Annotated in this window: 26 protein-coding genes and 6 pseudogenes; 13 read left to right on the top strand and 19 right to left on the bottom strand. The window is 40.2% G+C overall.

What is annotated here, in order from left to right; translation table 11 throughout:
• Positions 1-24 precede the first annotated feature (24 nt).
• The 6 genes from KA717_29855 to KA717_29830 form a co-directional block, all read right to left on the bottom strand.
• Positions 25-1,218: a neuromedin U gene (locus KA717_29855; protein UXE59866.1), complete on the bottom strand. Its 1,194-nt coding sequence runs from the start codon at positions 1,216-1,218 to the stop codon at positions 25-27.
• Positions 1,193-2,809, bottom strand: a complete 1,617-nt coding sequence (locus KA717_29850; GenBank protein UXE59865.1) for an alpha/beta hydrolase — start codon at positions 2,807-2,809, stop codon at positions 1,193-1,195. Before KA717_29850 ends, KA717_29855 begins: the two co-directional genes overlap by 26 nt.
• A 170-nt stretch (positions 2,810-2,979) precedes the next feature.
• The gene (locus KA717_29845) at positions 2,980-3,465 is read right to left on the bottom strand and encodes a hypothetical protein (GenBank protein ID UXE59864.1); all 486 of its coding nucleotides are present in this window, start codon (positions 3,463-3,465) and stop codon (positions 2,980-2,982) included.
• Positions 3,466-3,547: 82 nt separating this feature from the next.
• Positions 3,548-3,787: a hypothetical protein gene (locus tag KA717_29840; protein UXE59863.1), complete on the bottom strand. Its 240-nt coding sequence runs from the start codon at positions 3,785-3,787 to the stop codon at positions 3,548-3,550.
• 92 nt (positions 3,788-3,879) lie between these two features.
• The gene (locus tag KA717_29835) at positions 3,880-4,074 is read right to left on the bottom strand and encodes a hypothetical protein (GenBank protein ID UXE59862.1); all 195 of its coding nucleotides are present in this window, start codon (positions 4,072-4,074) and stop codon (positions 3,880-3,882) included.
• 5 nt (positions 4,075-4,079) lie between these two features.
• Positions 4,080-4,568, bottom strand: a complete 489-nt coding sequence (locus tag KA717_29830) for a glycine zipper domain-containing protein (GenBank protein ID UXE59861.1) — start codon at positions 4,566-4,568, stop codon at positions 4,080-4,082.
• A 254-nt stretch (positions 4,569-4,822) separates the two neighbouring features.
• On the opposite strand from KA717_29830, the gene KA717_29825 reads away from it, so the two are divergent.
• The 4 genes and pseudogenes from KA717_29825 to KA717_29810 all read left to right on the top strand — a co-directional run bounded on the left by KA717_29825 (position 4,823) and on the right by KA717_29810 (position 7,413).
• Complete coding sequence (locus tag KA717_29825; protein ID UXE59860.1) at positions 4,823-5,977, top strand: ISL3 family transposase; 1,155 nt, start codon at positions 4,823-4,825, stop codon at positions 5,975-5,977.
• Positions 5,978-6,091: 114 nt separating this feature from the next.
• A pseudogene (locus KA717_29820) lies at positions 6,092-6,241 on the top strand (IS630 family transposase).
• A 289-nt stretch (positions 6,242-6,530) separates the two neighbouring features.
• Positions 6,531-6,731, top strand: a complete 201-nt coding sequence (locus KA717_29815) for a hypothetical protein (protein ID UXE59859.1) — start codon at positions 6,531-6,533, stop codon at positions 6,729-6,731.
• Between the two features lie 244 nt (positions 6,732-6,975).
• Positions 6,976-7,413, top strand: coding sequence for a hypothetical protein (locus KA717_29810; protein ID UXE59858.1), 438 nt, complete (start codon positions 6,976-6,978; stop codon positions 7,411-7,413).
• Here the strand turns inward: KA717_29810 and KA717_29805 are convergent.
• The 4 genes from KA717_29805 to KA717_29790 all read right to left on the bottom strand — a co-directional run bounded on the left by KA717_29805 (position 7,410) and on the right by KA717_29790 (position 10,065).
• Positions 7,410-8,288 (bottom strand): ISKra4 family transposase, encoded by an 879-nt coding sequence (locus tag KA717_29805; protein UXE64814.1) that lies wholly within the window; start codon positions 8,286-8,288, stop codon positions 7,410-7,412. The genes KA717_29810 and KA717_29805 overlap by 4 nt on opposite strands.
• The gene (locus KA717_29800) at positions 8,276-8,518 is read right to left on the bottom strand and encodes a hypothetical protein (protein UXE59857.1); all 243 of its coding nucleotides are present in this window, start codon (positions 8,516-8,518) and stop codon (positions 8,276-8,278) included. Before KA717_29800 ends, KA717_29805 begins: the two co-directional genes overlap by 13 nt.
• A gap of 159 nt (positions 8,519-8,677) precedes the next feature.
• On the bottom strand, positions 8,678-9,853 hold the full coding sequence (locus KA717_29795; GenBank protein UXE59856.1) for an IS4 family transposase: 1,176 nt from the start codon (positions 9,851-9,853) through the stop codon (positions 8,678-8,680).
• A gap of 17 nt (positions 9,854-9,870) precedes the next feature.
• Positions 9,871-10,065, bottom strand: a complete 195-nt coding sequence (locus KA717_29790; protein ID UXE59855.1) for a transposase — start codon at positions 10,063-10,065, stop codon at positions 9,871-9,873.
• Positions 10,066-10,233: 168 nt separating this feature from the next.
• On the opposite strand from KA717_29790, the gene KA717_29785 reads away from it, so the two are divergent.
• Together KA717_29785 and KA717_29780 are read left to right on the top strand one after the other, a co-directional pair.
• Positions 10,234-10,713: a transposase gene (locus KA717_29785; GenBank protein ID UXE59854.1), complete on the top strand. Its 480-nt coding sequence runs from the start codon at positions 10,234-10,236 to the stop codon at positions 10,711-10,713.
• Positions 10,714-10,989: 276 nt separating this feature from the next.
• Positions 10,990-12,267, top strand: a complete 1,278-nt coding sequence (locus KA717_29780; GenBank protein UXE59853.1) for a glutamyl-tRNA reductase — start codon at positions 10,990-10,992, stop codon at positions 12,265-12,267.
• A gap of 100 nt (positions 12,268-12,367) precedes the next feature.
• On the opposite strand, the gene KA717_29775 is transcribed toward KA717_29780, so the two are convergent.
• Positions 12,368-13,474, bottom strand: coding sequence for a radical SAM protein (locus KA717_29775; GenBank protein ID UXE59852.1), 1,107 nt, complete (start codon positions 13,472-13,474; stop codon positions 12,368-12,370).
• A gap of 415 nt (positions 13,475-13,889) precedes the next feature.
• Between KA717_29775 and KA717_29770 the strand changes: the two genes are divergently transcribed.
• Both KA717_29770 and KA717_29765 read left to right on the top strand, forming a co-directional pair.
• The gene (locus tag KA717_29770; protein ID UXE59851.1) at positions 13,890-14,045 is read left to right on the top strand and encodes a hypothetical protein; all 156 of its coding nucleotides are present in this window, start codon (positions 13,890-13,892) and stop codon (positions 14,043-14,045) included.
• Positions 14,046-14,376: 331 nt separating this feature from the next.
• The gene (locus tag KA717_29765) at positions 14,377-14,751 is read left to right on the top strand and encodes a hypothetical protein (protein UXE59850.1); all 375 of its coding nucleotides are present in this window, start codon (positions 14,377-14,379) and stop codon (positions 14,749-14,751) included.
• Positions 14,752-14,962: 211 nt separating this feature from the next.
• On the opposite strand, the gene KA717_29760 is transcribed toward KA717_29765, so the two are convergent.
• The 5 genes and pseudogenes from KA717_29760 to KA717_29740 form a co-directional block, all read right to left on the bottom strand.
• A complete protein-coding gene (locus KA717_29760) occupies positions 14,963-16,006 on the bottom strand; it encodes an IS630 family transposase (protein UXE59849.1) in 1,044 nt (347 codons plus the stop codon).
• Between the two features lie 264 nt (positions 16,007-16,270).
• On the bottom strand, positions 16,271-16,519 hold the full coding sequence (locus tag KA717_29755) for a DUF2442 domain-containing protein (protein UXE59848.1): 249 nt from the start codon (positions 16,517-16,519) through the stop codon (positions 16,271-16,273).
• Positions 16,503-16,673, bottom strand: coding sequence for a DUF4160 domain-containing protein (locus KA717_29750; protein ID UXE59847.1), 171 nt, complete (start codon positions 16,671-16,673; stop codon positions 16,503-16,505). The genes KA717_29755 and KA717_29750 overlap by 17 nt, the downstream gene beginning before the upstream one ends.
• A gap of 412 nt (positions 16,674-17,085) precedes the next feature.
• A complete protein-coding gene (locus KA717_29745; GenBank protein UXE59846.1) occupies positions 17,086-18,165 on the bottom strand; it encodes an IS1 family transposase in 1,080 nt (359 codons plus the stop codon).
• A gap of 763 nt (positions 18,166-18,928) precedes the next feature.
• Positions 18,929-20,210 (bottom strand): annotated as a pseudogene (locus KA717_29740) (ISKra4 family transposase).
• Positions 20,211-20,287: 77 nt separating this feature from the next.
• Here KA717_29740 and KA717_29735 point away from each other — a divergent pair.
• Both KA717_29735 and KA717_29730 read left to right on the top strand, forming a co-directional pair.
• Positions 20,288-20,821, top strand: coding sequence for a hypothetical protein (locus tag KA717_29735; protein UXE59845.1), 534 nt, complete (start codon positions 20,288-20,290; stop codon positions 20,819-20,821).
• Between the two features lie 102 nt (positions 20,822-20,923).
• Positions 20,924-21,584 (top strand): annotated as a pseudogene (locus KA717_29730) (transposase).
• 45 nt (positions 21,585-21,629) lie between these two features.
• On the opposite strand, the gene KA717_29725 reads toward KA717_29730, so the two are convergent.
• Positions 21,630-22,772, bottom strand: a complete 1,143-nt coding sequence (locus KA717_29725; protein UXE59844.1) for a transposase — start codon at positions 22,770-22,772, stop codon at positions 21,630-21,632.
• Between the two features lie 129 nt (positions 22,773-22,901).
• Positions 22,902-23,057, bottom strand: coding sequence for a hypothetical protein (locus KA717_29720; protein UXE59843.1), 156 nt, complete (start codon positions 23,055-23,057; stop codon positions 22,902-22,904).
• A 139-nt stretch (positions 23,058-23,196) separates the two neighbouring features.
• Here KA717_29720 and KA717_29715 point away from each other — a divergent pair.
• A pseudogene (locus KA717_29715) lies at positions 23,197-23,889 on the top strand (transposase).
• 419 nt (positions 23,890-24,308) lie between these two features.
• On the opposite strand, the gene KA717_29710 reads toward KA717_29715, so the two are convergent.
• The gene (locus tag KA717_29710) at positions 24,309-25,352 is read right to left on the bottom strand and encodes an IS630 family transposase (GenBank protein UXE59842.1); all 1,044 of its coding nucleotides are present in this window, start codon (positions 25,350-25,352) and stop codon (positions 24,309-24,311) included.
• A gap of 443 nt (positions 25,353-25,795) precedes the next feature.
• Here KA717_29710 and KA717_29705 point away from each other — a divergent pair.
• Positions 25,796-25,936: pseudogene (locus KA717_29705) on the top strand (transposase).
• Between the two features lie 156 nt (positions 25,937-26,092).
• A pseudogene (locus KA717_29700) lies at positions 26,093-26,224 on the top strand (transposase).
• The last annotated feature ends 43 nt before the right edge of the window (positions 26,225-26,267 follow it).

Here is a 26,267-nt window from a genome sequence, read left to right as displayed (position 1 = left end):
CTCATAGTGCGATCTAACTTTATTTTATTTAGGGAAAAGTAACTGAAACTGCCCTCGCAAAGTCCAATCAGGCCCAGCGTCGGGTTTGACCACATTCCAAAACGCCTGTAGCTGTGCATTAACCTTTTGTTCACCAATCGCAAAGACGCGACCAAAGCCACCTCCCAAGGGGACAGTCCACTGATTCCCCCCCGAAGCCTCCCAATTCGCCGTTAAAATGGGCGCACTGACCAAATACCAACCGTCTTTCATGTTGTAATTAATAAAAGGCTGAAAGGTTAATTGGCTAACATCAGGGCGATCGCTATCTCCTGCAACAGACCAGATATTGTTGGCAACTGCCCCGAAAACAAATTGTTTAGTCGTGACCACAATGACAGCAGCAGGGCCAATTCCCCATTTTCCCTGCCCTAAAACTTGACTGGTTGCTGTGGGCAGAAGAAAAGTTGGCCCCACCCCCCAGGTAATGTTACTGGATGTTTTAGGACTGAAATAGAATTGGGGATTCATGTCTCCCAAACCAAAAGTTCCTCCTCCCCCAGTCGGTGGTTCGGGCTGGTAAATAATTGGCACGATGGTACGGGTAATCAGCAGTAAATCATCGCTGAGAGAAACGGGAATAACGGGTTGGATATTCAAGACATTCTGGGTTCTGTCTAGCGGCCCAACGCCAAAATTCGTATTGTTTTGAAAGGGTACACTGATCAAGTTAGCGATCGGGTTTTGTGCCTTCCTAGCTAATTCTTCTACCGATTCAGCCGCCTTAGTAGAGTCCTTCTGGGGTGGCTCCTCTGGGGATTCTGTTGATTCAGCAGGATTGCTTTGCTCAGGAGTTGTTGAGTCCTCTGGAAGAGTTTCTGTCTGAGCAGTGATGAACTCCCTTGTTTGAATTTCATCAGGAAATGAGTCCTTGGCATAGGTGCTAATTCCAGATTGAAAACTCGAACTTTCAATAGGAATAGACGGTAAAACAATTCCTGACAGGATAGCGAGATCTCTTTGGGGGTTTGTGTCAATTTCAGTTATTGATGAAATAAATATTTCTGGACTTGTCTCAATAACAGTCGAATCAATGGGTAAATAAATCGTTGGCGGGGGATCGACGACATCAGTATTCGGAGGAGAGGTTGCGGAAACGGATTGGGCGATCGCGCCGAAACAGAATCCGACAAATATTAACCGAGGGTAGAGTTTAATTAGTGGGCTTAATTGCTTCATCAAGTTGTTCCTGAGTTAAGGATTTAATTAAATGCAATGGAAGAGGTTCTTTTCCCATTTTTTGGATCACCGCATCGGTTAAATAGGGCTGGAATTCTGGTTGTTGATTTAAATAAAGATTAAAGAAAGCTAAACCAATACTTTTGAGATAATCATAGGCTAATTTTTGTCCTGGCCCTACAATAAAATCAGGTAACTTATCGGTTCCTTGAGTGAATGATAAATGAGTTGAATTTTTCACTAAAAGTAAATATTTATCCTGTTTATTCAGAGCGGCAAAAGGCGCAATTTGTTCAGGTAAAGGAGGCGCGAAAATATCGGAACTTCCTGCAATAAACATCATTGGCACAGACAGTTGATTAACTCCCTGCTTTCCAAAGGCGGGATTGGTGACAGGATTAATGGCAATCACGGCCTTAATTCTAGGATCTTGAAGATCTCCCATCGGAGGCGCACCGTCGATTCCTTGACATTGCCAGAGTAAGGCGGGATTTAGGTTAATTTGATTGGGATCATCCAAAGTGGCACATTTTTTTACAATATCTGACCATTGAACCCTAGCCCCACCGATCGCCGTTGCCGTGTATCCCCCCAAGGAGTGACCCAGAATTCCCACATTTTTAAGGTCTAATTTGCTCCGCCAATTGGGATCGGATTCCATTTTTTGTTCTAAAGTATTTAACACCAAACTTACATCTTTAGGTTGATCCATCCAGGCATTAGGATTGGGAAAAGTATCCAAACCTTGTAGGGCATCCAGCATTCTTTGATTGTCACTTTCAGGAAAGTCAATGCCGACGGTAGCAAAGCCATGAGAAGCTAAATGTTGGGCGACATAACTTAAGGCTTGAAAATCAGAATTTAACCCAGGCGCAATAACCACAATGGGAGCCAGTTTTGCTAACTTTTGAGGAAGATAAACAAAGGCAGTTATAGGATCTTTGTTCGGTCTAGGAATTGTCAAAGTTTCCGATGTCCAGGTATTTTTTCCCGCTTGGGATAAATCAGATAAATTAATAGAATTATTCGGTAATGTTTCAGTTGAAGCTTGACGATCTAACCACTCAAAAACTCGATTTCCTATTTGGTACAAATTATCCGCTTCATTGATTGTATTGCGAATCGTTTCTAGATCAAGAGCGAGGATTGGACTACCATAATTTTTAAGAACATCAATAATTTTAAACCCATTAGGATTGACGGCGGCGGAAATAATTGCACCCTGTAAAAAAGGTTGACTTTGATCGGCTGGACTATTAATCGCTAAACTTAATTGTTTAATAATTTCTTTGCCAAAACTAGTATTAAAAAATTGAAAAGCTTCTATGGAACTTAAGGGGAAAGATTTATTGAGTAAGTTACGAAATTTTGTTAATTCTTCGGGAGTAAGATGATTTGCATAAAAAGCAAGTTCGGGAGTAATTTTACCATCCTCGGCAAAAGTTTCTAAGCTCTTAACAGAAAGAGCAAAATCTCCCAGTGGAAAAATTGAAAATTTGATTTTTTCTGCGGCTGAAATAGGAAAAGAGGGAAAAAGAGCAAGTAATCCAAATCCTAATGTTAGTAATATTTTTTGGCTTAGATTGATCATAGGATTTGGTAACATTAAATCGAATTGAGTAATCGTGGTAAAGTGGCAGAGATAACCACTAAAGAAATTCAGAGAAAAACGTATGCGGTTTTTAATGTTCATTCAAGCTTAATTGTCCTAAATTGTGGGGACGATACCTTGTGGCTGTCCCCATGACTTAATCAGTCTATTTAATGGCAGGAGCCAGTAAAGCTTTGATTGTCATGCTTGATTTTAAAAATACGATAATTCTTTTCTAAAGTAAAACTGACGGGCGTACCTGCTTGTGTTTTACCAGTAAAAGTATAGTCTCCCTGATAGGTTGTGGTCGCCACTCCAACGGGTTGCATTTCTGGAGGCATAGCCGCACCAAATGCGTCAATTGTCACAGTTTGCTGTTTCTTATTAATAACCATTACTTCCCCTTCGATAACATCAATCATGGATTCATTAATGGTGACGGTCACCGGTTGTTTCTGTTTAACTGATGAATTGTCGATCAAAGAAGTATAGAGATAGATCTTGCCTCCTTTCTCCGATTTTCCCTTGGCAACACACATAATTCCGTCATTAATGCTGGGAAGCTCAGACAAAGCAGGATGAACTCCAAACAAGGGAACAGCGATCGCAGTGGCAACAGAGATTAGGGCAGTTTTCTGAAAAATGTTAAGCATCATTATTGGTAGATTGTTTGGATTTCGTACAACTGAATAAAACTTAGAAAATGTTAGCACAATTTATGACACTCATAAAGCTTATTTATTCAATTGATTGCGGTGGTTTAAAGAAAAATTTACTGAGATTACCTTTGCCTAAATAGTAGTCAAGTTCATGGAAAATATTATGGATTAAAAATACCGTTGGAACACAGAGAAGAATGGCTAAGAAACGATCAAAACTGCGTGTTTCTAAGAATAAAGTCAGGGCAGGAGCTAAGGCTTTCGCTTCGTGATAAGCATGGAAAAGATTTTCAATCAAGCTCAACACAAAAACCGCCATGGCAAACGCATCTAAATTCTAGACTCCTTATCTGGTAAAACTTTCAGCGTTTCATAAAAAATCAATCATGATCTCGGAAACCCTTATCCAGCCTACCTTTCAAAAATAAGATGCGTTCGCCCTGCAAAAACCGCAAAGGCATAAATCACAACCTTGGCAAAAATACTGACATCAACCGAAAACTCCTTCAGAAAAAGCTTCATCAGAATGAGAATATACCCATAGCCAATAAAGAAAAAAAGACTAAGAGAGCCAATTTTCTTGAGTTCGTGTTTTAGAGCTTCCATAATGATTAATTAACGGTATAACCGCGTCCCTGCATACAAGCTGTCCATGCACTATAGTAGGTTTGCAATTGTTGTTGTTCTGCTTTAGTTGTCTGGGCTTGAACTTGAGCCTGTTGCTGTTGTTCTTCCCGCTTCCGAAATAATCCAGCTAAAGCTCCCACGCCTGCACCGATCGCTGCGCCTTCTCCCACATTTCCGCCGATCGCCCCACCAACGACACCGAGGAGAGAACCTTTTGCGGCTCCTTGTACCACTTGACCTTGTTGGGAAGATTGAGTAGTGGTAGCAGTGGACAATTGGGAAGGATCAACCCCTGTTTGTTGTTTTGCCCAACTATAGCAAGCAAAATGATCCTGTTGTTGTTGTTCTGGGGTTTGCCCTTTGGTCGGGTAGGCAAAAGGTTCAGGGAATTGCTGTTGAGCTAACACTAAATTCGTCGGTAATAAAATAGAACTTAAAAGCCCTAGGCTAATTCTTTGGATTTTGGGAGCCATAAATTGAGATTAGATAAAATAGTTGACAAGTCACCAAGGTTAATATTGAGGACTGTTTAAGGCACACTCAGATAATTTATTCAACATCAGTGAAGAAGTTTGACGAAAAATTTCTGGAGAGGATGGAACATCTTGCAGTAATCGTTGAAAAATACTGACGAATTGAGTTGCGATTTGTTCCTTGAAAGCATTTTGGCTCTTCCCCCAACTGTGTGGAAAGTGTATAATAGTAATATCACAGTAGGAGGTGGAGTATGTGGATAAACTTGGATGAGCTACTAGGTTTGCCAAAGGTAACAGTCGTAAACTATCGAGAAATAGATGGTGCTTTGTTCTTAAAATTAAAAATGAAAAACGAAGTAATGGAATGTCCAAATTGTCATAAAGAATTGGAAGATATAAATCAAATAGAATATAATTTGGTTCGGGATTTATCCCTATTGGGAAAGAAAGTATATCTGGAAGTGCCCCGCCGCCAGTTCCATTGTGAAAAATGTCAGAAATACATAACAGAAAGACTGGACTTTATGCGGCTAAGAAAACATTATACAATTCGTTATGAAGAAAAGATTTATGAGCAAGTAAAAAAGAAAAATGTAGAAGAGGTAAGGCAAGAAGAAGAAATAAGTTGGGGAACATTGGAATCAATATTTGAAGAGTATGCAAAGCAGGCAGAAAAGAAGGAATGGGAATTACCAGAAAAGATAAGTTTAGACGAATTTAGTAATAGAAAAGGAAAAAAAGACTTTATTACAACAGTGATAGATATAAATAAAAAGGAATTGTTAGAAGTAATAAAAGGACACAAAAAAGAAGAGATAATAGAAGCCCTAAAAGTGCAGCCAGCAAGGGTTAGAGAGAATGTAAAGGAAGTAAGTGTGGATATGTGGGAGGGATTTACGTCAGCAATAAAGGAGTTATTTGTAAATGCTAAAATCGTCTATGATAGATTTCATGTAATGAAAAATATAAATGAAGAATTGAATAAATTGAGAAAGAAAATGAATATCCATAAAAAGGGTTTAACATACCTATTATGGAAAAATAAAGAAGAGTTAAAAGAAGAAAAAAGAGAAGAGTTAGAAGAGATATTGAAAATGTATCCTTGTTTAGGAATAGCGTATGAAATGAAGGAAGAGATTAGAGATATTTATGAGCATTCAAGAACGACAAATGGTGCAAGGAGAAAATTTGAAAAATGGATGAGAACAGCGAGCCTACTCTATAAAAAAAGTGTGGGTATGCTGAAAACTCATTTGACAGGTATATGCAATTATTTTGAAAACCATACAACTAATGGATTAACGGAAGGGATGAATACAAAAATTAAATTAATAAAAAGGAAAAGTTATGGATTTGCTAATTTTGAGCATCTACGGCTTAAATTGTTAGCTTGCTTTAACTCGTAACATAACATTACACACAGACAAGGGGAGAGCCGCATTTTGAGATTCTGTTATAGCATTTTTCATTAAAATGAGGTGTAAAAGAAATGAAATTAATAATTTAGCTAAAACTTGAAAATGAGAGCCTATTCCCTCGACTTTAGACACAAGATAGTTCAAACCTATGAGAATGAGAACATTTCTCAGGAAAAACTCGCTAAATGCTTTAATGTGGCTAAAAGCTTTGTCCAAAAACTATTGAAGCAATGGCGTGAAACAGGAGACTTATACTCTGAACGGGTTGGAGCTTAACTTTTTGAAAATGCCTAAAATCTTTATCAGATGATGGTTTTAGCCCTTTTTCCAAGAAGTCAATTTCTTAGCCGTTTAGAGTATAAATCCCAAGCCCCAAGGAGGACACAAAAAATTAAAGGTTTCTCCCTCTCAATTAATCATCATCGGCAACTGGATTGAAGATAAGAATGATTTAGCTCTCCAATCTATTCAACAACGTCTAGAAAGTCAAGAAAATAGGAATGTCTAGAAAGTCAAGAAAATAGGACCTGTAAATAATTCGTTGATAGATTATCCTGTGAAACGGTACGATAGGGCTTTCGAGCTCGCGTCAGATGTAATCAACGAAAATTTTACAGCAAGAATTATTTTGAGCCTACGAGCTTTGGTATTGACGAAGGAAAGATGGAGTCAATTTTGGGCAAAACTTGATCAGTATGGATTCCCTGTAGAACCCAACCCTGATTACACCGTCCTTTATTAATTAGAGGTCGCACACATTACAATTAACCTTAGAAAGTCGTGATTGGCTTAATCACCCTAAGTTATGCTCTCTTGTTCGTAAATATTGGCATCGTGGTCATACAAGGGTTAACAATCAAATTATCCTCAGAGCCTTTGATACACAGACTGACAAGAATGGAGTCGTTTGGCTTCGTTTTGGTGGACTCGAAAAAGGAAAAACCATAAAAGTTCTGACCACCTTACCTCACGAAGTTACCTGTCAGTTGCGCTTGATTAAACGTGCTGATAGATGGGAAATCCATTACACAACTGATATTCAAAAAGCAGAACCTAAAATAGACGGTTTAACCATTGGTTGTGATAGAGGCTACACAGAAGTTTATGCCACATCTTCTAATGACGGTGCTAGATTTATTGGTAATGATTTTGGTTCTTTACAAACAAAAGAAACCGACTATCGTACAGCTAAACAGGTTAAGTGGAACAAGCTAAAATCTGTCGCTAATAAAGCTATCCAAAAAGGTGATACTGCCAAAGCAGATAGAATTAATCGCAATAACTTGGGTAAACAGAAATGGGATAAACGAGAATCCCGTTTCAAGGGACAAATTAAAACCCTTGTGTTTACCGCTACCCATCAACTTATGCAAAATGCGATTAAGGTAGCTTTTGAAGATTTAACAGGGGTGCATCCCACTTAAGATAATACATTGACACTCAAAAGAGGAGAGTGATTGAGATAAGCACATCGTAGCCGAAGAATACGAGAAACATTATGAAGATGCCAACGTGCTCCCGACAATTTAACCCTAGCTCCCACCTGTTTAATCTTAGACTCCACATCACCAGAACCAATCACAATACCAAGCTGTTGATAGTATTGGTAATCAGGGATACGCTGATAATGCTTCGTCAAATAGGCTTGAAAATTCTTTGCCCTCTTGCTTTTGACTCCATCAAACGCATCTATTGCCTTGTTCACAAAACCCCGCCACAGTAAATGCTCCACTGCTTCTAGCCGTTTGAGAGAGCCACCCACTTTGAACAGATTCTCCTTGAGATGATACCAATCCAACACCTCTCGTCGTATCAGCCACGATTGAGTGGCGAAACTCTCTACCGCATTCCAGATTGCGGGATGACCATCTCCCAAAAAGGTCACTATTGGGGACAAAGGTTGAACATTGCTCCAATTCTTTAAGCCCTCTGGGTCTTGGAAAAAGGCTTCACAGACATTGCCATGAAGACTCACCAGTTTATAATCTCGCCACTGTCCCCCTTCCTTCTCCTCGCCCCGCAGACAAATCTTTCCCCCATCTATACTGACCCCCGCACTCTCTGACTGAGCTTGAGCTAAGGGCAGTTCTGTCCGTTCTACCAAGCGATGTAAACTGCTATGTCCTACTTTTATCCCCATCAACTCCTCTATATCTTCTTCTGCTTGTTGGTAGGATGTTTTCGCACTGGCTCTTAGACAGCATTTCTCTAAACCTGGACTTAAGACGATTTTTGGCGACACCTTTAGTTTTCTGGCTTGTTTTTGGCTTATTTCCACTTCTCCGACTAGGGTTTTGATTTTTCGCTTGTTTCCAGACCGTTTTTTTCCCCCTTCTGAAAAAAAAACTCCCCCATTGTTGGCCCCACAATTTCTAACATCTGGGTTCTGACTTCTACTTCGATGCTTCCAAAGTCCTTCTGTTTCTCTGGTTCCGTATATTTGCGCAGGATACGGGCTGATTCGGTGAGATGCTGTTTTAACAGTGCTTTTTCTTCTGGGGGAATCGGTAACATACTTTTTTCGCTCATCAGTTTTTTTCCATTTTACCCCAGATTCTATGTACTACTTTATCCGGGATGTACCCATTTAACAGAGCAAATTCGCAACAAAAAACCAAGAACAAAACGCATAAAAAGAAACGTTTCTTCTTGGTGTAAAGACGTGGTCGCTGATGCTGACTTTTCCCGTTAAGTGCGGATTGCAAGCTGCCAGCCTTGGCAAAGGTCATGCAACTTCAACCAACCGCGCCAAAGGACTTGGATACCGAGAGGAGTTTTACGACGATGTTCAAGATAACCACCAAGAAAAGCAACAGACTCGACAGCCCAAGCAACAGTCAAAATAGGGGGAAGTTTTTGAGAGGCGGCTGCTTTTAACACCTGAAGTTGAAGAGGATTAAGAATTTCAATCGCGAGAGCATCGGGCTGGGTACGATGAAGATAAGTAACGTGTAAAAGTTCAACAGCAATGACACTTAAAAAACCCAAAAGAGTTTTCATTCCATCAGAGGCAAGTCGATAACGCTCACTCTGACAACCAGACTTAAGGACTTTATGAAATTCTTCAACCCGCCATCGGTAGGTGTACCAACGAAGAATAGTGACAGCCATCTCAATAGTCTCAACAACTTCTGTAGTCAGAAGCATCCAAGATAAAGGAGTTTCGCCTTCGGGACAATCGATTTCTGTCGCATAAACAGCATAGACATTCAACGGGTCACGATTATCAAAACGATAGGGAGTTCGTAGATTAACTGAGCAAAATCGGACGGCAAGCTTAACCTTCCGTGCTTTTCTTTTTCCTGTACTCGGAATCTCGATTTCTTGATGAAAACGAATCGGTTCTGATTCCAAATGTTGCCAAAGTCGTTCACTATTTTTGTCTAAACTACGATTATGAGACGCTCTGACCAGCACTCCTGTATGCTTGAGTTGACGCACTGAGTCAAAGACTTCTGAAACATCTCCTTCTCTGTCAAATACATGAATTACCCTCGTTGAACTTTCTACCTGTTTCTCACAGGTGTTTAGAGCCTCTACCCATTTGTAGGATTCTTTTTCCTCAAATGGTCTTTGACGAGCTGCTTTTCTTTGTTCTTTCTGTCTTTCTTTTTTCTGCTTCGCCGTTTCATCTGTTGGGGGCTTTTCTTTTACCTCCCTATTCCACAGTTTTTGCCATAATAAACCTAATACTTGTCCTTTTTCTGGCTCAATTGCTAAAGCACTATGCAGTATTAATCCATTCCCTCCTTTTCCAGTCGGCCCATACCCTTCCCTTTTTTCCTTGATATTGCGATAATCTAAGAAGGTCGTATCTCCGACTGATAGCATTATCTTATATTCTTCTACGGCGGCAGTTGTCATTTCACAGTGCGGCTCTATTATCTTGACAAAGTCTGTTTTCGGATTCCCAAAAATTCATAGGCCCTCTTTAACTCGTTTCCTCCCTTAAACACTTCTGATAAGGCTTTTCCAAACCCCTCACTTAACTTTTTCCCAATCGAGAAGGCACGATTGTTTAGCCTCTCGTCTCCCAATTCACAACTGGCAAAGTTTTTTGTCCACCATTCCAACATTTTTTGACCTGCCCTTTAAGATTTTCTCCATTTTACAGTCTCATACTCCCTTCATCCTTTGTTTTTGAAATTTGAACGATAAGCGGGATGATGGCTTCAGAATATTTTTTTCCTGTCAAGAGAATCATTACTCAAACCCTTGCCAGATAAAGCCTCTAGAAGTTTGCATTGCTGGATTTTGGACTTAACGGGAAAAGTCAGGTCGCTGATGCTCTTAATCAGGTTTCAACTCGCGTAGGTTGCGCGATTGTTGCTGTTAACAGTGCCTATACGTCACAACTCGATTCTCGGTTCGGGACTCTCACAGGGACTCGTTCGGGGGAGCGGTTTATCGGACATGATGGGGTCGTATTACACTCTGACATCAACGCTGCTGACAACATTCTAGCAAGACTGGGGGATGTTGAAATCCCTCGTTTCCTTGACCATAAGCGGGTTAAAGAAATATTGTTAGAACGGACTCGGAAGTTTCTGAATAGCTTGGCTCCCTTGCAGAGTCAATTATTCGAGGCGAAAACGGACAAAGGCAAGTCCCAGACCCTAGAACTAAGGAAGCGTAAGCAGCAATTCCAAATTCAAAACTTGATGGCTCTGAAAACCTTACACCAAGAGGACTTTACAATTCTTGACAATTTGGTGAATCGCTGAAACGACGCAAAATCGTTCTGAATTTATTTTTGCTGAAGCGTAAGCCTCCATTGGTCAATCAGAGAGCGAATAAAAGCAGTTGACGCTGTTTAACTTCGGTTAACCCCGTTTTCTGTGTGCCTCGTTAACCGATTCAGACTACTTAACAAAATTTCATATAGATTAGGGGGCAATGCTCTTGTCCTCAAGCCCAATTCAGACTAAATTGCAAAGATTAGAGAAAATTTTTTTACCCTATCGTTATATCCCGACGATAAGAATCCTTTAGGAGAACCCATGAATATTGCCGTTGTGGGACTGAGCCATAAAACAGCCCCCGTAGAAATTCGTGAAAAGCTCAGTATTCAAGAAGCCAAACTCCAAGAAGCCCTCACCCATCTGCGCGGCTATCCCCACATTCAAGAGGTTGCCATTATTAGCACCTGTAACCGTCTAGAAATTTATGCAGTAGTGACGGAAACAGAAAAAGGGGTGATTGAGATTACTCAATTCTTGTCAGAGATTGGCCATATTCCCCTGACCCAACTGCGTCGTTATTTATTTACCCTCTTGCATCAGGATGCAGTTCGCCATCTGCTCAGAGTTTCGGCAGGATTGGAAAGTTTAGTGCTGGGAGAAGGACAGATCTTGGCCCAGGTTCGCAATACCCATAAACTTGGCCAGAAATATCAGGCCGTCGGTCGTCTTTTAGATCGGCTCTTTAAACAGGCCATTACCGCCGGACGACGAGTTCGCACAGAAACTAGCATTGGCACAGGAGCCGTTTCCATCAGTTCTGCCGCCGTTGAGTTAGTGCATACCAAAGTCGATTTAACGGCTCAAAGAGTTGCCATTATTGGTGCGGGGAAAATGTCCTGTCTGTTGGTAAAACACCTCTTGGCGAAAGGAGCAACAGATATCACCATTGTTAATCGTTCTAATCGTCGTTCTGAAGAGTTGGCAGCCCAATTTCCTCAGGCCAATCTCAAATTATTGGCCCTGACGGAGATGTTAAACGTGGTCGGATGCTCTGACATTGTTTTTACCAGCACAGGAGCCACCGAGCCGATCCTCAATAGAACTAACTTAGTTACTTGTGTTAGTCAATCGGTCATGTTAGTGGATATTTCAGTTCCCCGTAATGTGGATTCTGATGTTCACGGCCTGGAAAATATTGTGGCCTACAATGTGGATGACCTGAAAGCAGTGGTGGCGCAAAATCAGGCCAGCCGTCGCAAAATGGCCCAGGAAGCAGAGGGATTATTAGAAGAAGAAGTAGAAGCCTTTGAACTCTGGTGGCGATCGCTGGATACCGTTCCAACCATTAGTTCTTTGCGGAATAAGGTAGAGGACATTCGGGAACAGGAACTCGAAAAAGCCCTTTCGCGCCTCGGCACAGAATTTGCAGAAAAACACCAAGAAGTGATTGAGGCATTGACCAGGGGCATTGTTAACAAAATCCTCCATGAGCCGATGGTACAACTTCGCGCCCAACAGGACATTGAAGCTCGCAAGCAATGTTTGCAATCATTAAAGATGTTATTTGATTTGGAAGTCGAAGAACAATTCGGTTAAGGACAGATCCAACGCTTTAAAAGTTGTCTTCAGGGGGAATGATCCTCCTGATTTTTTTGTTTAGCAAGATATAGTCAAAATAAGTCAAAACCAAGTCATTTTAGAGACGAGGCAGCCATTTTGCTTCTTCAATCACTGATTGTAAAGAAAGCCAGTTTTTTTCATTAAACCAATACTGAAAAGCCTGATTTATTTTCCCTGCTTGTAAGGATTTAAAACCATCACTGACGGAAACTGCAATATGTTGCATCACACTGGAATCGCGGTAACAATCCATCATACAAGCTGTACAATTATCCCGCACCCGTTGGGAACCGTCAAATTCACTTACATGGCACAAAGGTTTTGCCCAATTGTGACAGCGAAATAAATTTAATTCCCAATCCAAATAGAAAAATTTCCAGCCCCCTAAACAGCCAAATTTCTCTGGTTCACCCTTTAAATGACGCTGCATATCTTCAATGGAGGATGTCGGATTGACCACATGAAAATCTTTTTTCAATGTCTTGACTGCTTCAAAACGTTGGTCTAATTCTTCAGGGGTATAATTCACTAAATTTGATTCGGCATAACCCAAATAGGAAGAAGCCAAGGTGGTTAAAGGATAGGAAAAAGTAACGCTATCAAAGCCTAAAGACTTTAAGAAATCAGGTAAGGCCTGATAATCATCCACTAAGCGACTCATGGTAACGGAAGCCGTTGTACCAATATTATATTTTTTGAATTCTTGATTGGCCTGACGAATGCGATCACAGACTCCTTTCAAACCGCGATTATCTTCATGTTTTCCCACTTCTGCCGCATCAATGGAAATAATTACACTGACCACCCCCGCTTTGGCCAATTTTCTGACGCGATCGACAGTTAATAAACCCGCATTAGTAACAATCATCGGAGCCATACCAATACTCGCGGAATGACGAATCATTTCATCAATTTGGGGATGCAATAACGGTTCTCCCCCGACATAAATCATAAAATAAATGCCATTTTTATAAAGAATTTCGGCAGCTTCTTTTGCTTGCTCTAAGGTGACAAAACGCTGTTGTTCCTTGGGCATTTTATCCACTGCAAAATTACAGAAACCACAACGGGCATTACAAGCACTGGTGACAGCAAATTGACACATGGAAGGGCCGCCAGTTTGTAAACTTTCCCAGGCTAGTTGCCAAATTGAGCGTCGTTGGGTTGAAGTGGTGGTTGCCATAGAGGTGCTTATGCAATCAGAGAGCTTAAAGGATGACCGCTCAAACTATAACATTAAATCTAAAATCATTAAAGGCGCAAAAAAGACAATCTTTTACTGCTTGTCTTAGTTTCAAAGATTTTAATTTATACCTTGCACGGTGATAATTTTCGTTTTTTAGTTTAGCCCCCCTAGCCCCCCAACTTTGGCTACTGTGTACACATAAGTTTTTGATTTTCGTTTTAACCTTATGTAGCCCCCTTGTATCTTAAAGGAAGAGTGGTAGACCGATTCCCCCTTGGTTATAAAAGCCGAGATTTAGTCTAGGTCGCCACTCATCAATCCTTCAAAAACTCGAAAAATCGAGAGGGTCTCGAACCCGTAGTGAACAAGGTCGAGTGATGAAGATAAAAACTCAAAGTAAAGGGGTAAAAGCATGGAAACTCAAGTAGCAAGCCAATGGGTTGGCATAGACGTCAGCAAAGCCAAGTTGGACATAGCTTTACGTCCAGCGAATAAGGTTTTGCAAGTAACCAATCAAGAGTCAGGCTGGCAGGAATTACAGCAATTCCAAATTCAAACGGCAACATAGAATACAGACACGATCTTGTTTTTATGGATATTAAGAGATATTAACCTAATCTCTGAGTTTTTTTGCATTCCCTCCTCGAATCTCGGTCTCTTAGAGAGTCAGCAACCTGCAAACAAACTTGATCAATCACCAAATAGAGCATTACGCTGATTCCACATATTGATACAAAACCCCTTGACCGTAAGCACTTCAAGACTTTTGTATCTTGGACTACGTTCTGAATTTGGAATTGCTGTTAATGTATGGAGGATTCGCTTACAATTCACAGTTAAGCGTTTAAGTCCGTACAAATGCCTTACTTTTTGCGAATGTCGACTACGAGGTTATGCTTATGAAAAAGCAGTTAGGTTTCTTAATTGTGTTAACGTCCGCTTTTTTAAGTGGCGTACCATTACCTGCCAATGCAGGTAATGTCTACGATATTGCCACTACATGTACATGGAGGTTCGGGCGCACCGACGGCTCAGTCATTGCGAACGCTATAAAACTAACTCCAACTGGTCGAGTAACGGGCTACTCTAATCCAAACGAATTTTCTTGGGCAATTGAAGATGGCAATCTTATTTTTCGTGCTCAAGATGGTCAAGTGAGTACCAGATTTACATCTGTTAGTTTGGATCCTACTACAGGTCAAATTATTCTGCGGGGAGCTTTTCTCTTAAATCCATCGTCGAATATAACCCATACTTTGAACTGTCGTAATTAATTGACATTGAATCGAAACGGGTGCGACCTCTGATTGATAAACTATTGCTGCGTAAGGATTCTGGTTGTTGCTAATTCACAACATGATTTTTGAGTGGATTCGATGAAAGCTTTGCTAGGCAAGAATTTTCCAGAGTCGAGAAGGTATCATATGAAGGTCGCACCCATCGAAACTCGCCTAACTCAACGCTCCAGTTGACCGCGTCTATACTTCAAACGTTCATAATCTGAGATTTATCAAAGCGTTGAAATCGTAAGGTGAGCAGAGAATCAAGCTCCTCCTTATATTTTACGTTAGCATCCTCAAGACATCCTGAAATTGCTGCAGAAAACTGCGTAAAATCTTCATAATATTTTGCGTATAAACACTTCTTCTTCACAAACTTCCACAGTCTTTCAATTAAATTCAAGTTAGGAGAATAAGGAGGTAAGTACAGTAACTCTATTCCTAATGATTCTGCCAACTCCTGCACAATTCGGCATTTTTGATAACGAGCATTGTCTAATACCAACGTAATCGGTATTAATAGTCCTAATTCTGCTATCTTTTCTAGGAGTTCACAAACCTGAGTTCCCGTAATATAAGAACTGTTCGTTACCATAATTACTTCATGGGTAATTGCATTTAATGCTCCTAACACATTAAAACGTTTTCTCCCTGATGGTGACTTAATAAAAATCCTCTTGAAGCACCATATAAAATTTACAAATGCTCCCATTACAAAATGAGAGGCATCTACAAAGAAAACTGCCCTTTTTCCTGCTTTTGCCTCTTCTAGCCTTGGTTCTAGCTCTTTTTCTCTATAGCTATCCTGAGCTTCTACATCTGCTTTTGATGGAATTGTTCCCACCTTTAGACACCTCATTCCTATTGACTTTAAAAATTTTCTGACTTGCGTCGGACTTCTTTTTATTCCTGTTAATTCTTCTATTCTTTTTACTGCTTCATTTATTGTTGCTGGTGGATTTGACTCAAAATATGCCTCAATTGTCCCTTGATGCTCTGTTAACTCGCTTTTCGGGCGATTAAATTTTATTTCTTTTAGTTTTTCTATCCCGCCCTCTTGATAATCACGGATATAGCTTGTCACCGTATTTACTGAAACTCCTGCGAATTGAGCAATTTTTTGATGAGACAATCCCTGACTTTTTAGCCATAAAACTTCCATCTTTAGCTGCACTCTAGGATGCGGGTGATTAAACCGACCGTAAGACAACAGTCTTTTGTCTTCTTCTGTAAATTCTAACTTAATCATTTCTCAGCCTCTTGACTAATTTTTCTATTTTTATTATATTATCTCTTATTTTTAGAATTCGCAACCTGTGACCGTGTTTAGTATATCTCGGCGGCAACTTAGTGTGATCACTGATCGCTTAGGTTGGGTTGGGTTTAAGATGCGAAACCCAACCTGACACTGGCGATGAAGATCCTGAAGAAGATCAATCTCACTAACCTGCAAGGTATGATAGAGAGGTCTAAAGAAGCCGAATTGCGATCGCAATAGATAGTGTTTAAATATTCAAATTCCTAGCCTTCCCTCCAAAATTCCCATTACCGATAAATCTTCATCTAATTCTTCCCAGTGCAGTCCTGTTCCATTACAAATTAGTTCAACATTCGCTAATTGTTCAGGCGTTGCTTTGGCTAATCGTCTATTTTTAGCGGCAGGAAAACGAATTTCTCTATCATCATCCAAACGAATACAAATCCATTCATTTTCAACCCAAGCTTTTTGGGCTTTGATTGTCTTTTCATGTACTAAATACATTATTCCATTTCCTCCGTATTGTTTCTAGATTTTCTGTGATGAGAATTTCAGCCCGAACAATTTCTTTGGTTTTTAGACCTTTGGCGTAATCTAATTCTAGCGGTTCTATCCAAAATTTAGCATATCCCCCACCTCGTCGAACGTGAACGTGCATGGGTTCGTTGCCTTCATTGGCGTAGAAGAAGAAAACATATCCTTCAAGTCTAAAAATTTCTGGCATGATTATGAAACTTTTATTTTCCTGAATTTCTGCGATCGCAACGAAAACCTGCTCTAAGTTTATCCAGTTTCGTAAAACTATTTTTCCAAAAACGCGATCGCATTCTGACTACACTTCCCCAAAACGCGATCGCACTTCAATTCTCAAAATAATTACACCACAAGACTTTTTTAGATCGCTGGTCGCGTAGATTGAATTGAGACACGAAACCCAAAGGATTTAGCCAACACTAAACGATTATACCGAAACCGATAAGCCCATTAAGGTTGACTATTTATAGCTGTAGCGTGCGTTACGGCACTGGTATCGTCTAGCTAGAAGCTATAAACGTTGCAATACAAGAGGTTCAACAAATCAGGCGAATTTGGAGTAAGTCCTCCCAAGTTAACCCTTTTTCAATTATACCGAGAGCTACAGCAGGAACTTCTCTAGTAGTAAAATGGCTGCGAACAAAGTTATGAACCATCCAGAAAATATCTAGCACTCGCTGTAATCCCACAACAGATTTAGCATAAGTATTTGTTCGACGACGAAAGGCGGCTAAATAGCGTCGTAGAGAACTATTAAATGCCTCAACGTGGTTGGCATGAACATCCTTGTCTTCTGGTTTTTCTGTTGTCTCTGGATGTTCTGGTTTCGGAGTTTCTACTTTCTCTAGTTTACCCTCAGAATCTCGACGTTTACTACTCTTATTTTTTAATCTTATCACCATACCCTTCGGTAATACTTTGGTGGGACGACCTCGCTTTCCAGTCCTTAATACTTCGTGACAAATATTAAATAGCAGTTGACTATATCGCTTTTCTCCATCTGTAAATAACTGGAGAGATTCTGCACTCCTTTCAAATAATTCCGCTACCGTCATCATTGCTTCTAGAAATAATTTCTGCTCTTTTCGACCACATTTTAAATGCCAAATAAAGCGGCTAGCCCTGTCCATGAGCACGATTGTCCACCCCTCAGAGGCACTTGCTTCTTTATTTTTTCCAACTTTTGTGTATAGTTCATCCCCTTCTATTACTAATTTAACAAATTCATTCACTAAGGCGTATAAAAATAATGTCTCTTGTAATCCTGATAATTTCTTTTCCCAATTCAATATTGTTGTTTTCGCGTAGCCGAATACTCGGGCTGCTGCATTTAATCCTATTCCTTCCATTCTGGCTTTTAATACTTTTACAATTTCACTTAATGGGGTTTCTAAGCCAGCGATTACGCTACCATAAGTCTCAGCAAAACAAGAACCACATTCTTGACAGATGAACATTTTACGTTCCCCGTTACCTTTCGTTTGGTAATGAGAATGTATTTTTACTTTTTCACTATAGCAATGAGGGCAGTTTTTCTGAAATAAGGCTTCCTCTTTCTCTTGGGGTAAGCCAATATCACTTAGGAGGTCAATTGAGCTTTTATTCAATGTTGACATTGCTTCCTGTTTTCCCTTTCTTTAATATAATGACAATAATAATAGTATAACAAAAACGGGAATATGTCCAGTCGTAAGTTATTTTCTATTTTCTCAAACTCTTACACCATAACTTTTTCTAGCTTTGATCACACGATACCAGTACCCACTTTTCATCTCATGTTAACACTTTTCTTTTCCTTCATCAACTAAAGGTCACACCCCTTGTGACTTGTGATTAGATGCAAGGCGTTCTGGCGAAAACTTTTGAGCACTGGTTTGCAAGCGAAATAAGCATCCAAAATTATATAGCTCCCTGCCTCCGCGTAGGTAACGCAAAGGTCCGCCATTTTGGTGACCAGAGTAGTCTTCTCTTTTTTTGTGCCTTTTTTCCCTTCCTTTGGGGTGGGTTTGGACTTAATGCCATCGTCTAGCCAGGGTAATCGCATCTTATTTGTTACAAAAAATACAGACAAAAAGAGAGAAATATAGTGTAAAAAAGAAGCAGTCATCTAACTGGACAGTGGGAAGTTCTCGAGCAGGGTAAGTGAGAAAAGAAAATCGGACATGCGATACCCAAGAGTGCCGTTATGTCCGAAACTGGCTGATATAGAAAATCGATAGCCAGTGCTATCTATCAATTATGCAACTATGTCAGCGACTAGAGCAAATCCTAGAGAATCTCCGTCCCGCCTTTAGCCGAGAAGCAACGTACCAATGGTTTATCCTATTAGCCTGGGGAGTAGTGCTGGGTGCGACCTTTAGTTGATAAAAGCTGTTGTAATCAGGGTTCTACAGGGAACCCATATTGATCAAGTTTTGCCCAAAATTGACTCCATCGTTCCTTGGTCAATACCAAAGCTCGTAGGCTCAAAATAATTCCTGCTCCTTTTTCCTTCCATCGCATCCCTGAACAACATAATCGTTGTTTGACCAACGTCTTACAAGCTGCTTCCGTAACACCTGAACCAATCGGATACTTTTTCTCTATGTATTCAGCATAATCCATTTGATGCTGATGATTCTCGTAATAAGTAATCGCCGCTTGTAGTTTCTCGGTAAGATTCTTAGAATGACTTTTTTCTTCTTTGACTTCTTTCATCAGATTTAGCAGTTCTCCTGCTTTTCCTTTTTCATGCTTGAGTTCTCGACAATTTTCAGTCAACCATTCTTTTTGTTTTGACACGGTATTCGGATGCAACGCTTCTGCCAAGGCACCTAAGTAACCAGAGGCATGATAGAAATCTAATATCTGTTCTTCCGTTTGCTTTTCTAAAAACTTCCAATTTGATTCTGCCCCGTCTGCTATCCCGACCAATGTTGCCTCTGGATAACGGTTTTTCGCTCGCTCAATTTCTCTTTCTAATCTTTCTAGAAAACTCTTTTTTCCATACTCTGGTGCCGCACCTAGATAGATTGTAGGTTGACGTTCGCCTTCACTATCGTATAGGGAAACGGTTCCCACCATTGCTTCACGGTAGCCATCCTCACACATCAGCATACAGGTTCCATCTAATCCTATTCCCACTGTTGCAATTTGGCTATCCTCCTTGGGCGGGGCATAACTCCACGCTTCTTCTTTTGCCTGTACCACACTTCCTACTGCTTCACTCAATCTTTGGATATAGGATAGCGCTACTTTTCTACCATGATTTTCTAATAAATCATTTTTCACCTCTTTGCCTGCCATCCCTGACATTTTTGAGGATACCTGTTTTGCCAATAATGGCGTTGATGTTATGATTATCCTTGCTTCTCTTTCTAAGGGGCAATACGTTTTTCCTCAAAGGTGAACGCTGATATACATGACGATTCACTATAACCTCACCATAAGGTGTTTGATATTCTTTCGGTTGCTCTCCCTTACTCTTCCAGATTTCTTCACCGATTTTTAAGGGTGAACCATCTGTATCTAAATATTTCAAGGCTTCTTTGCTGGCGATGCAACCTACTTCGTTTAAGCCTTTTTGAATATTTATTTCTGTATCCAACATTGAACGACTGAGTTCTAATGTTAGTTCTATTTTTATCTTTGAACCCTCTACATTAATTAGTTTTGCTGTCATCATTGTTTCCTCTTTGTCACTTTTCATCCCATGTTAACACTTTTCTTTTCCTTCATCAACTAAAGGTCACACCCGTAGTGCTCAACAGCCAACCGAGCGCAATAACAAGCTATGTCAATGCCTTAGGGTTAACAGAGAGCTACTACCATCAGGCACTACATTGGTTTGAATCCAAGGCATTTAACGTCAAAGGACTGACCTTGGGATGGTCGAAGTGGGTAAGTCAGCATGAAAATCTATATCGAATCAAGGAAAAACGAGTGTATGTGGGGGATGGAATCAAAGTGGGGAAAGAAGGGCGCAAGATGCCAGGGGTAAAACGACTACACCAAGAATCCGGAAATGTGGCGAAGCCAGAATGGATAAGGGGGCATTACTTCAATGCCTTGAGTGTTTTGGTGGGAGCAGGAAAAGCCTGCTTTGCCTTGCCCTTAGTGTTGCGGCTAGACGATGGCATCAAGTCCAAAGCAACGGCAAAGGAAGGGAAAAAAGGCAGCAAAAAAGAGAAGACTACTCTAGTCACGAAAATGGGGGAGCTTTGCACTACCTACGCAGAGGCGGGAAGCTATGTGATTTTGGATGCTTACTTCGGGCTTGCTGAAAAAAGCTGAAACCTTTACGGAGAAAAATAGTAGGCGAATTAAGAACCGCTAGAATGCACGAAAATAGGGTAGAATGCCTCAAAACCATTGCATTAAGAAGAGAGAAAGCAGATGTACCGAAAGCAACAGTACTCAATTGAAACACCAGAAAACTTGAAAAATCTGTTCGGCGGGCAGTTAGACGAAGAAAATCGTTGGATAGAAATGTCAAAAATGATTCCCTGGGAAGAATATGAGGAAGAATATGCAAAAAACTTCACAGAAAAAAAAAGGAGCCCCAGCCAAGTCATTTAGAATGGCATTAGGAGCATTAATTATCAAAGAAATTTCAGGAAAAAGTGACAGAGAAACAGTAGAACAAATAAAAGAGAACCCTTATTTACAGTACTTTATAGGAATGGAAAGCTATAGTAGCAAAGAAGCATTTAATGCGTCAATGATGGTTCATTTTCGTAAAAAAATAGGAATGGAATTAATAAATAAAATTAATAAAGAAATAGAAAAAAAAGCGACGGGTGTAGCGTCAGAAAAAAAAGAAAATGAAGGAAAGTTATTGTTAGATGCGACTTGTACACCAGCAGATATAAAATATCCAACGGATATAGGAATATTGAATGATGCCAGAGAAAAAACAGAAAAAATAATAGATAAGCTGTATGAAGAAATAAAAGAGAAAAGGAAAGAAAAGCCGAGGACTTATAGGGAAGTGGCAAGAAAAGAGTACTTAGCCATAGCAAAAAAACGTCGTGTGTCAAAAAAAGAAAGAAGAAAAGGAACTGGACAGTGGGAAGTTTATGGATGCCAGATAAGGTAATGACTATGCGACGAAAGTAAGCATATCAGGGCTTGAGGAAGAGGCAAGTTTAGCGGTAAGGAATTTAGGCAAAAGCAGACTGGGTGGACTTTGAGGAAAAATCATTTGGGCTTGATGTTGAAGGGCTAGTTGAGCAATCCGTTCACTAGGGTAGCCATGGGATGGTAATGTCCGAAACCATCGAGGAAAATTAGCCCAAATCCCCTGGGGTAACTCTAAGGCGAGAATTTGAAGTAGCCCTAAAGCAATGGCATTAAGGTTAACAAAACGCTCAAAGGCTTCTACCTTGTTTAAAATCTGAGTCTGAACAGCTTGTGGATAGTCACTGAGGATAAGATTGCTGGGCCAGGTAGGTAAAGTAGGAAGACTCTTAAGCCAAAAACGATAGGCAAAGCTGCCCAAAAGATGGACTAATTGACGAAAAGTGACTTCAATCTTCAATCGGAGACCGTAAGCGGCAATAATCTCAGGTCCAGTCAAACAGAGATCAGTAGAAAGCAGAATCAGTCGTCGTCCGTTAGGCAATTGGGTCAGAACAAACTTGACGAGCTGATGGGGACTATCCCAGTGGAACTCAAAGCACTGATAAGAAACCGTGACTTGTTGACCATAGAGCCAGACTTTAGCTGTCGGAAAGTCCGCCGCCAGAGCGAACAGCTTTTCTAGTTTTATCGAACTCCCCCAAATCCGTGGTCGTCCTCTCCCCGTCAGCGTCGGCACGGAACAAAAGGGGGCATAGGCGACGGTGGAGCAACGCACTCTTGTGATTAGATGCAAGGCGTTCTGGCGAAAACTTTTGAGCACTGGTTCGCAAGCAAAATAAGCATCCAAAATTACATAACTCCCTGCCTCTGCGTAAGTAACACAAAGGTCAGCCATTTTTGTCACCAGGCTCGTCTTCACCTTTTTTTTGCCTTTTCCCTCCCCCTTCTCGGTTGCTTTGGACTTGATGCCATCGTCTAGCCGCAACACTAAGGGCAAGGCAAAGCAGGCTTTCCCTACTCCCACCAAAATACTCAAGGCATTGAAGTAATGACCCCTTATCCACTCTGGCTTGGACACATCTTCCGATTCTTGGTGTAGTCGTTTTACACCTGGCATCTTGCGTCCTTCTTTCCCCACTTTGATGCCATCACCCACATACACCCGTTTCCCTTTAATTCTGTATAGACTTTCATGCTGACTTAGCCACTTTGACCATTGTAAAGTTAGTCCTTCGACGCTAAACGCCTTGGAATCAAACCAATGTAGAGCCTGATTGTAGTAGCTCTCTGTTCAGCCAATGGCATTGACATAGCTAGTTATTGCGCTGGGTTGGCTGTTGAGCACTACTCCCCAGACTAACAGGATAAACCATTGGAACGTTGCTTCTCGGCTAAAGGCTGGACGGAGATTATTGAGGATTTGCTCTAGTCGCTGACATAGTTGCATAATTGATAGATAGCACTGGCTATCGATTTTCTTATATCAGCCAGTTTCGGACATAACGGCACTCTTTTGTATCGGATGTCCGATTTTCTTTTCTCCACTTACACGCCTCGAGAACTTCCCACTGTCCAGAAAAGGAACAAAAAAACAACTAGGATATATAAAAAGAAACTTGTCTCATATAGAAAAAATGATAGAAGAGGGAGCAAAGTTAGAAAAACTAACGAAAAAAGAGCAAGAAGAGCTTGTAACGACAGGAAAAGTGTATGAGCAACAGTTAGAAATGTATGAAAAAAAGACAAATAAAGTAGAAAACAGAATTGTGAGTGTAAGCCAACCTCACGTGCGTCCAATAGTGCGTGGAAAAGCGGGAAAAGCAGTAGAGTTTGGAGCTAAAATATCGGCAAGTAATGTGAATGGCTTTGTCTTCTTAGACAAATTAAGTTGGGATAATTACAACGAATCGGGAGATTTACAAGCGCGAATAGAAGAATATAAAAGGGAAACAGGATGTTATCCGGAATCGGTTCATGTGGATAAAATCTATCGAACAAAAGCGAATCGAGCTTATTGTAAAGAAAGGGATATAAGAATGAGTGGTCCCCGATTGGGAAGACCGCCGAAAGAGGTGAGCAAAGAAAAAAAGAAAGAGGCACGCTCAGATGAAAGAGTGCGTAATGCCATTGAGGGTAAATTCGGACAGGGAAAGAGGAAATTTAGTCTTGGTCGAGTGATGGCCAAACTACCTGAGACCTCGGAAACGGTAATTGCGATGAACTTTTTGGTAATGCATCTTTCTACTCTACTTCAGAAGACAAAAAGTAAAAAGTTGTAGAGTCGTTTTTCTTGTGAAAAATGGTGTTAATTTTCCTCTCTTTTGTGAGGAGTGATTTGTGTTGACCTTTTTAGACAGAAAGGAACAATAGATTAAACAAAATCTGTATTTTGATTTGTTTCCATAAGGATAAGTTATCTATGCTTTTTCAGTCCATACTTCCCTAACCCACATTTCTTTCGTTTTTGACTTTTTCAGCAAGCCCTATTTCGTTGCATTACTAACCGAACGGGGGTCATCTATCTTCCCAATGACCTCGTTTAAACAGTGAACGATTCCGTCAAAACTTAGGTCGTTTACTTCCATCTTTCTCTCTGCAAAATCAGTAGACACTTTTCTCTTTATTCATAACTTCCTATAGGTCAAAGTTTTTCTGTCTCTATTTATACCATTTGAATTTGGAATTGCTGTTTTATACTTCAAACGTTCATAATCTGAGATTTATCAAAGCGTTGAAATCGTAAGGTGAGCAAAGAATCAAGCTCCTCCTTATATTTTACGTTAGCATCCTCAAGACATCCTGAAATTGCTGCAGAAAACTGCGTAAAATCTTCATAATATTTTGCGTATAAACACTTCTTCTTCACAAACTTCCACAGTCTTTCAATTAAATTCAAGTTAGGAGAATAAGGAGGTAAGTACAGTAACTCTATTCCTAATGATTCTGCCAACTCCTGCACAATTCGGCATTTTTGATAACGAGCATTGTCTAATACCAACGTAATCGGTATTAATAGTCCTAATTCTGCTATCTTTTCTAGGAGTTCACAAACCTGAGTTCCCGTAATATAAGAACTGTTCGTTACCATAATTACTTCATGGGTAATTGCATTTAATGCTCCTAACACATTAAAACGTTTTCTCCCTGATGGTGACTTAATAAAAATCCTCTTGAAGCACCATATAAAATTTACAAATGCTCCCATTACAAAATGAGAGGCATCTACAAAGAAAACTGCCCTTTTTCCTGCTTTTGCCTCTTCTAGCCTTGGTTCTAGCTCTTTTTCTCTATAGCTATCCTGAGCTTCTACATCTGCTTTTGATGCAATTGTTCCCACCTTTAGACACCTCATTCCTATTGACTTTAAAAATTTTCTGACTTGCGTTGGACTTCTTTTTATTCCCGTTAATTCTTCTATTCTTTTTACTGCTTCATTTATTTTTGCTGGTGGATTTGACTCAAAATATGCCTCAATTTTCCCTTGATGCTCTGTTAACTCGCTTTTCGGGCGATTAAATTTTATTTCTTTTAGTTTTTCTATCCCGCCCTCTTGATAATCACAGATATAGCTTGTCACCGTATTTACTGAAACTCCTGCGAATTGAGCAATTTTTTGATGAGATAATCCCTGACTTTTTAACCATAAAACTTCCATCTTTAGCTGTACTCTAGGATGCGGGTGATTAAACCGACCGTAAGACAACAGTCTTTTGTCTTCTTCCGTAAATTCTAACTTAATCATTTCTCAGCCTCTTGACTACTTTTTCTATTTTTACTATATTATCTCTTATTTTTTAAATTCGCAACTTGTGACCGTGTTCAGTATATGCTTGAGCCATTTGACTCTCTGCCCGCCACTAATTCCTCCTGATTTTTCAAATTTAGAATTGCTGAATTGATGACCAGCAATTCCAAATTCAAACGGTAACATAGGATACAGACACGATCTTGTTTTTATGGATGTAAGAGATATTAACCTAATCTCTGAGTTTTTTTGCATTCCCTCCTCGAATCTCGGTCTCTTAGAGAGTCAGTAACCTGCAAACAAACTTGATCAATCACTAAATAGAGCATTACATTGATTCTAAATATTGGCATTAAACCCCTTGACCGTAAGCACTTCAGGGATTTTGTATCTTTAGCTACATTCTGAATTTGGAATTGCTGATTGATGACACGCCCTAGCATGTGCATTTTTTAGTGCAATCGGTGCCGACGTATAGTGTGACGAAGTTGGTCAAGATGATCAAGAGTTTGACAGCCAAGGAAGTGTTTCGACGCTGTCCTCAGGTAAAACAAAAACTATGGGGCGGAGAGTTTTGGAGCTGATTGACTGACAAAAGTTTGCCTTGATGCCACTCAAAGCCCCTTCTAGCAAGGGTTTTAGGTGATCAAGATCGTTTTATGGCTTTGTCTCGCCTGTAATCCTTGTCAGCTAAGGGTTTCAGGGGTTAGTAATCCATGTTTTGTCAGTCAACCAGGTTTTGGAGTGATGGTTATTTTGCGAGTACAGTAGGCAAACACGGGGATGAAGGGATGATTGCAAAATACGTGAAAAATCAGGGTAAAGAATATCTCAAGCTCCATCGAAATGAACAGCTTACTCTTTTTTGATTCTGATACCCCGTCTGCTTGCAGCGGGGTAGTTCATTTGAAA

It is taken from the genome of Woronichinia naegeliana WA131 (genome assembly GCA_025370055.1).
Lineage (GTDB): Bacteria > Cyanobacteriota > Cyanobacteriia > Cyanobacteriales > Microcystaceae > Woronichinia > Woronichinia naegeliana.
This window is presented reverse-complemented; position numbering and strand designations above follow the sequence as displayed.